The following is a 6,590-nucleotide window of genomic DNA, read 5'->3' on the forward strand; positions in this document are numbered from 1 at the left end:
CGAGGCCGAGGCGAACCTCCCGGTGGTGCTCCCGCGCGACGTGCAGCTCTCGGGCAAGGGCGGCTCGCCGCTCGCCGACGTGGCCCACTTCGTGAACGCGCGGTGCCCGAAGTGCGGCGGCCCCGCGCGCCGCGAGACCGACACCATGGACACGTTCGTGGAGTCGTCGTGGTACTTCCTCCGGTACTGCTCGCCGCACTACGAGGGCGGCATGTTCGAGCGCCGCGCGGCCGAGTACTGGATGCCGGTCGACCAGTACATCGGCGGCATCGAGCACGCCGTGCTCCACCTCCTCTACGCGCGCTTCTACACGAAGGTCCTCCGCGACCTCGCCCTTGTGAAGGTGGACGAGCCCTTCACCGCGGTCCTCACGCAGGGCATGGTCATCAAGGACGGGGCCAAGATGTCGAAGTCCAAGGGCAACGTCGTGGACCCGGACGAGCTCATCCACACGTATGGCGCCGACACCGCGCGACTCTTCTCGCTCTTCGCGGCGCCGCCCGAGAAGGACCTCGAGTGGAACGAGCACGGCGTCGAGGGCGCCTCGCGCTTCCTCAACCGCGTCTGGCGCTTCGTGCTCGCGCACATTGATGAGCTCGGTCGAGCGCCGTCGGAGACGGTGACTGCCCACGCGCGAACCGGGGGGGCGGTCGGGGGGGGCGTCTCGCCCCACCCGACGTCGGATATCGGCCGGGCGTTCCGGCGGACGATCCACGAGACGATCCAGCGCGTCACCGACGACATCGAGCACGGCTTCCACCTCAACACCGCGATCAGCGCGGTCATGGAGCTCGTGAACGCGCTGTACGCTTTCGACGCGGCGCCGGCGGACGGGGCGCCCGCCGGCGAGCGGGCGCGGCTCATGCGCGAGGCCATCGAGGCGATCCTGCTCCTCCTCGGCCCCTTCTGCCCGCACGTCGCGGAGGAACTCTGGTCGCAGCTCGGTCACGCGGAGAGCCTCTTCACGCGGGCGTGGCCGCGGGCGGACGCCGCGGCGCTGCGCAAGAAGGACGTCACGGTCGTCGTGCAGGTGGACGGCAGGGTGCGCGGCCGGCTCACCGTGGAGGTGGACGCTGCCGAGGAGCGCGTCCGCGAGCTGGCGCTCGCCGACGAGAAGGTGAGGCCCTGGGTCGCGTCGCGGCGCGTGGAGAAGGTCGTCGTGGTGCCGAACCGCCTGGTCAACATCGTGACCCGCGCGTGAGGCTCCGGACGCTCGCGCTCGTCATTGGGACGCTCACGGGCTGCGGGTACTCCATCCACGGCAACCTGCCCGACCACGTCAGGACGGTGGCCGTGCCCGTCTTCACCAACCGTACCGCCGAGCCGGCGATCGAGAGCTTCCTGACGCAAGCGGTCGTCGAGGCGTTCGCGACGAACGGCCGGCTCCGCGTGGTGACGCCCGTGGAGGCGGACGCCATCCTCGAGGGCGAGGTCGTGGGCTACGAGATCCAGGCGCTCGCCTTCGATCCTCGCGCGTCCATCCGCCAGTACCGGCTCGTCGTCACCATGAACCTCACGTTCCGCGACGTGAGGCGCAACGCGATCCTGTTCGAGCAAGCGCGATTCCAGGAGAAGGCCGACTTCCGCGTGATCGGCGCCGTCTCGCAGACGATCTCGCGTGAGGAGTCGGCCCTGCGGTCGGCCGCCCTGGACATCGCCCGGTCGATCGTGAGCCTCGCGGTGGACCGCTTCTGAGCGCGGCCGGGTGGACTATCCTGGATTCCTCCGGCTCGCCGAACGCGGCGAGCTCCCCGCGGTTCTGCTCCTCCACGGGCCCGACGCCCAGCTCCTGGACGATGCCCTCGAGCTCCTGACCCGCCGCTGCTTCCCCGAGCCCGCCGACGCGGCGCTGGGCCGCGAGGTGCTCGAGGGCGGCGAGACGACCGCCGAGGCGGTGGTGCACGCGGCCTCGACGCTCCCGCTCATGACGGGCCTGCGGCTCGTCGCGGTCCGGCGCGCCCAGGCGTTGGCGGCGAAGCACGCCGACGCGCTCGCCGGCTACGCCCGGAACCCCAATCCGAGCACGCGCCTCCTCCTCCTGGCCGACGAGGGGCTGGGCGCGTCGCGCGACCGGCGCGCCGATCACTGGCTGCTCGGCGCCGTGCCGGCCGCGGCGGTCGTGGAGCTGCCGGCGCGCCAGGGCCGCGAGCTCGCGGCGTGGCTGCGCCAGCGCGCGTCGCTCGAGGGCCTCGAGCTCTCCGACGAGGCCGCGCGGATGCTGGTCGAGTGGATCGGCGACGAAAGCGCGGCGCTGCTCGGCGAGGCGCGCAAGGCGGCGCTCGCCGGCGGCGCCGACAACCGCACGGTCGGCGTCCGGGAGGTGAGCGCGGTCGTCGGCGAGCACCGCGTGGCCGGCGTCTTCGAGCTGACCCGCGCGGTCGAGCGGCGGGACGTGGCCCAGGCGCTCCGCACGCTCGACCGGCTCCTCGCGACCGAGGAGCCGATGCGCGTGCTGGCCGTCCTAACGCGCGACGTGCGTCTGGCGTGGACCGTGCGCGTGTGGCGCGAGCGTGGCCAGCCGCTCGACCAGATCGCGCGGACGCTCCGGCTTCCCCCGGCGGTCGTCGATGCGCTCGCGGCGGGCGGCACGGCGGAGCGCCTCGCGGCCGACCTCAGGCGCTGCTGGGAGGTCGAGCGGCGGGTGAAGTCGAGCGGCGAGCCGCGCGCGGAGCTGACGGCCCTGGTCGCCCAGCTGTGTGCGGCGAGGTGAGGCGCCGCGCCCTCGCCTGGGCGGTGCTCGCCGCGCTCACCCTCGGGCCCGCCCGGCCGGGCGTCGCCGCGACGCTCCGGGCCGGCGCGGCGACCGGCGTCTTCAGCGTCCCCGACGGCACGCCGCTCGCGGGCTACGGCGGCCTCCGGCGCCGCCTGCTCTTCCCCGACGTCCTCGACCGCTACCCGCACGCGTTCTGGTTCAAGCCCCACGCCGGCGCGCACGATCCCGTCGGCGCGCGGGCGCTCGTGCTCGAGACGGAGTCGGCGCGCCTCGCGTGGGTCACGGTGGACCTCGTCGCCGTGGACCGGGCGTTCACGCGCGCCGTTGAGCGGCGGCTCGCCGAGGTGGGAGTCCGGCCGGCGACCGTCATCGTGTCGGCCAGCCACACGCACTCGGGGCCCGGGGCTTTCGTCGAGTCGCGGCTGATGGGCTGGCTCGCGGCGGACAGCTTCGACGCCGACGTCCGACGCGGGCTGGTCGACACGGTCGTCGCGGCGGTGCGGAAGGCGGACGCCGCGGCCGTGGAGGCGCGCGTGGCGGCGGCGAGCGTGAGCGTGCCTGGGGTGACGGCGAGCCGCCTCGCGCGCCCGCTGGATCCGGAGCTCGTGACGCTCAAGGTCACGTCGGCGGCCGGCGCGCCGCTCGCGCTCGTCTGGAACTTCGCGATTCACGGCACCGTGCTCGGCGCGCGGAACCTGGCGCTCTCGGGCGACGTGATGGGCGCGGCCTCGCGCGGGCTCGAGCGCGAGCTCGGCGTCCCCGTGCTCTTCGTCAACGGCGCCGTCGGCGACGTGAGCCCGGCGACGCACGGGGACGCGGCGCTGCCGCGGCTGGCGGCCGAGCTGGCCCGCGCCGCGCGCGGGGCGTGGGAGCGGGCCGGCGCCGGCGAGAGCGCCGCGCTCGTCGTCCGCCGCGCGCGCGTGCCGCTGCCGCCACCGCGGCTCCGGCTGCGGAACTGCGTCGGGCGCTTCATGCCGAGGTTCGTCGCCGTGCCGCTCGGCCGCGCGCTGCCCGCCGAGACCGAGGTGACCGCGGTCGCGCTCGGCGGCGCGGCCTGGGTGACCGTGCCGGGCGAGCTCCAGACCGCCCTGGGGCTCGAGGTCAAGCGGGCGGCGCGGCCGCTGTTCGCCCACGTGTTCATCGCCGGCGTCTCGAACGACTACCTCGGCTACTTCGTGACGGCGGAGGACTACGAGCGCCCGGCGTACGTGACCTGCGCGACGCTCTACGGGCCGCGGACCGGCGCATGCCTCGCGCGCACGGCCGCGGACTTGCTCGGGGAGCTCGGCGGCCGGCGGCGGCCCGCGCAGACGCCCGCGCCGTGCGAGGGTTCGCCGAACGCCCGATGAGCGCGGGACGGGGGCCGGGCCTAGGAGGCGGTGGCGAGGCGGCGCGCGAGCGAGGACTTCTTGCGGGCGGCGGTGTTGCGGTGGATGACGCCCTTGGAGACGGCCTTGTCGAGGGCCCGGATCGCCGCGCGGATCACGGCGCTCTGTGCCGTCTCCTCGCGGGCCGCCTTCACGGCCGTGCGGACTCTCGAGCGGATCGCCCGGTTGCGGAGGCGCCGCCGCTCGTTCTGGCGCATGCGCTTCAGCGAGGACTTCGTGTTCGCCACGTCAACGCTCCTTTGATCCCGTCTCGGGGCCGCCGTGCATCATGCCCGAACCGCGGAGTGATTTCAAGGTGAGCGGCACCGAGCGGCAGGTCGTCCGGGCCCTCGGCTCCATCGGCGGCGCGACCCTCGTGTCGCGGGTGACGGGCTTCGCCCGCGACGTGATCGTCGCGCTCACCTTCGGCGCCGGCCCCGTGACCGACGCGTTTTTCGTCGCCTTCCGGATCCCGAACATCCTCCGGCGGCTCCTCGGCGAGGGCGCGCTCTCGACGGCGATGATCCCCGTCTTCAGCGACTACGCGGTGACGCGGCCGCGCCCCGAGCTCCTCCGGATGCTCCGTGCGGTGCTGGCGCTGGCACTGGTCGCGCTCACGGTGACGACCGTGCTCGGCGTCCTGGCGGCGCCGTGGATCCTGCGGGTGATCGCGCCGGGCTTCGCGTCCGACCCCGGGCAGGCGGCGCTCGCGACCCTCCTGACACGCGCGATGTTCCCGTACCTGGTCCTCGTCGGGCTCGCCGCGGTGGCGACCGGCATCCTGTACGCGCAGGGGCGCTTCTTCGCCGGCGCGATCGGCCCCGCGGTCATGAACGTCGGGATGATCGCCGGCGCGCTGCTGCTCGCGACGCGCGTCGAGCCGCCGATCCTCGCGCTGGCGATCGGCGTCCTCGTGGGCGGGCTCGGCCAGCTCCTCGTCCAGATCCCGAGCCTCAGGAGCGCGGGGCTCCTGGTCTCGCCCTCGACGGAGCTCGACCACCCCGCGCTCGGGCGGCTCGTCCGGCTGCTCCTCCCCGCGGTCTTCGGCTTGGCCGCGGTGCAGGTGACCGTGTTCGTGAACACGCTGCTCGCCTCGCTCCTGCGGCCGGGCTCGATCTCCTACCTCTACTACGCCGATCGCGTGATGGAGTTCCCGCTCGGCGTCTTCGGCATCGCGCTCGCGTCGGCGTCCCTGCCGGTGATGGCGCGCCAGGCGGCCGCGGGCGAGACGCACGAGGTCGCCGCGACGCTGAACTTCTCCCTGCGCCTGGCCCTGTTCATCTCGATCCCGGCCTCGGTCGGCCTCGTTCTCCTGCGCGCGCCGATCATCCGTGTCCTCTTCGAGCGCGGGCGCTTCGGACCCGCGGAGAGCGCGGCCACCGCCGACGCGCTCCTGTGGTATGCGGTCGGTCTCGCCGGATTCGGCGCGTCGCGGATCGCCGCGCAGGCGTTCTACGCGCTCGGCCAGCCGGGCACCGCCGTGCGCTGGGGCATCGTGTCGGTGGCGGTGAACGTGCTGGCCGCGCTCGTGCTGATGGGCCCGCTCCAGCACGCGGGGCTCGCCGCCGCGTCGTCGATCGGCGCCTACGTGAACCTCCTGGCGCTTCTCTGGGTGGCTCGCCGGCGCCTCGGCCCGCTCGGCGGCCGGGCGCTCCTGGCGAGCGGCGGCCGGACGCTCGCCGCCTCGGCGACGCTCGCGCTCTGGTGCGTGCTGGCGCTCGTCCTCTGGCCCGCGCGGCCCGGCCTCATGCACGATCTCGCCTGGCTCGCGGGGACGATCGGCGGAGGCGCGGCGCTGTTCTGGGGGGCGAGCGTCGCGCTCGCCATGTCGGAGCGCCGCGCGCTCCTCGACGCGCTTCCGCGCCGCGTGTTTCGCGATTCGCGAGCGCCGTGATAAACTCCTGCGTGGTCACTCTATGACCGACGCGGTGGTTGAGTATCTCGGGTCCCTGCAGACCGAGCAGGGGGCGTCCCGAAATACTCTCGCCGCCTACCGCCGCGACCTCCGGGACTACACGGACTTTCTCCGCGCGCAGCGCCGCGCCCTGCCCGAGACGGGGCCCGACGACGTCGTCGGTTACCTGGAGCGCCTGCAGAAGCGCGGCCTCGGACCCTCGAGCGTCGCGCGCCGGATCTCGGCGCTGCGGGGCTTCTACCGACACCTGCTCCGCGAGGGCGACCTCGCGCGCGATCCGACCGAGCACCTCGAGCTGCCGCGACGCGGGCGCGCGCTCCCGCGCACGCTCTCGCGCGAGACCGCGACGGCCCTCGTCGAGGCGCCGGACGTGAGCCGGCCGCGCGGCGTCCGCGACCGCACGATGCTCGAGCTCCTGTACGCGACGGGCATGCGCGCCTCCGAGTGCCTCGACCTCACGCTCGAGGACGTGCACCTGACCGCTGGGTATCTCGTCTGCACCGGCAAGGGACGGAAGCAGCGGCTCGTGCCGGTGGGCGGCGAGGCGATCCGGTGGGTCACGAGGTACGTGAAGGAGGCGCGCCCGCTCTCGACG

Annotated in this window: 7 protein-coding genes; 6 read left to right on the forward strand and 1 reads right to left on the reverse strand. The window is 74.3% G+C overall.

Features of this window, described 5'->3' with window-relative positions; genetic code table 11:
- From VKG64_13115 to VKG64_13130, 4 genes are all read left to right on the forward strand, one after another.
- A partial coding sequence (locus tag VKG64_13115) for a class I tRNA ligase family protein (GenBank protein HKB25981.1) occupies positions 1-1,201 on the forward strand: 1,201 nt, incomplete at its 5' end.
- The gene (locus VKG64_13120) at positions 1,198-1,695 is read left to right on the forward strand and encodes an LptE family protein (protein HKB25982.1); all 498 of its coding nucleotides are present in this window, start codon (positions 1,198-1,200) and stop codon (positions 1,693-1,695) included. The genes VKG64_13115 and VKG64_13120, both read left to right, overlap by 4 nt.
- Before the next feature lie 10 nt (positions 1,696-1,705).
- On the forward strand, positions 1,706-2,710 hold the full coding sequence (gene holA / locus VKG64_13125) for a DNA polymerase III subunit delta (GenBank protein HKB25983.1): 1,005 nt from the start codon (positions 1,706-1,708) through the stop codon (positions 2,708-2,710).
- Complete coding sequence (locus VKG64_13130; protein ID HKB25984.1) at positions 2,707-4,062, forward strand: neutral/alkaline non-lysosomal ceramidase N-terminal domain-containing protein; 1,356 nt, start codon at positions 2,707-2,709, stop codon at positions 4,060-4,062. Before holA ends, VKG64_13130 begins: the two co-directional genes overlap by 4 nt.
- 20 nt (positions 4,063-4,082) lie before the next feature.
- Here the strand turns inward: VKG64_13130 and rpsT are convergent, their stop codons facing one another.
- On the reverse strand, positions 4,083-4,328 hold the full coding sequence (gene rpsT, locus VKG64_13135) for a 30S ribosomal protein S20 (GenBank protein ID HKB25985.1): 246 nt from the start codon (positions 4,326-4,328) through the stop codon (positions 4,083-4,085).
- A gap of 41 nt (positions 4,329-4,369) precedes the next feature.
- Between rpsT and murJ the strand changes: the two genes are divergently transcribed.
- Together murJ and VKG64_13145 are read left to right on the forward strand one after the other, a co-directional pair.
- Positions 4,370-5,974 carry a murein biosynthesis integral membrane protein MurJ gene (murJ, locus tag VKG64_13140; protein HKB25986.1) on the forward strand — a complete coding sequence of 535 codons (1,605 nt, stop codon included), beginning with the start codon at positions 4,370-4,372 and terminating at the stop codon, positions 5,972-5,974.
- Between the two features lie 34 nt (positions 5,975-6,008).
- The coding region (locus VKG64_13145; protein ID HKB25987.1) for a site-specific integrase at positions 6,009-6,590 on the forward strand (582 nt) is incomplete at its 3' end.

Source organism: Candidatus Methylomirabilota bacterium (assembly GCA_035260325.1).
Lineage (GTDB): Bacteria > Methylomirabilota > Methylomirabilia > Rokubacteriales > CSP1-6 > AR19.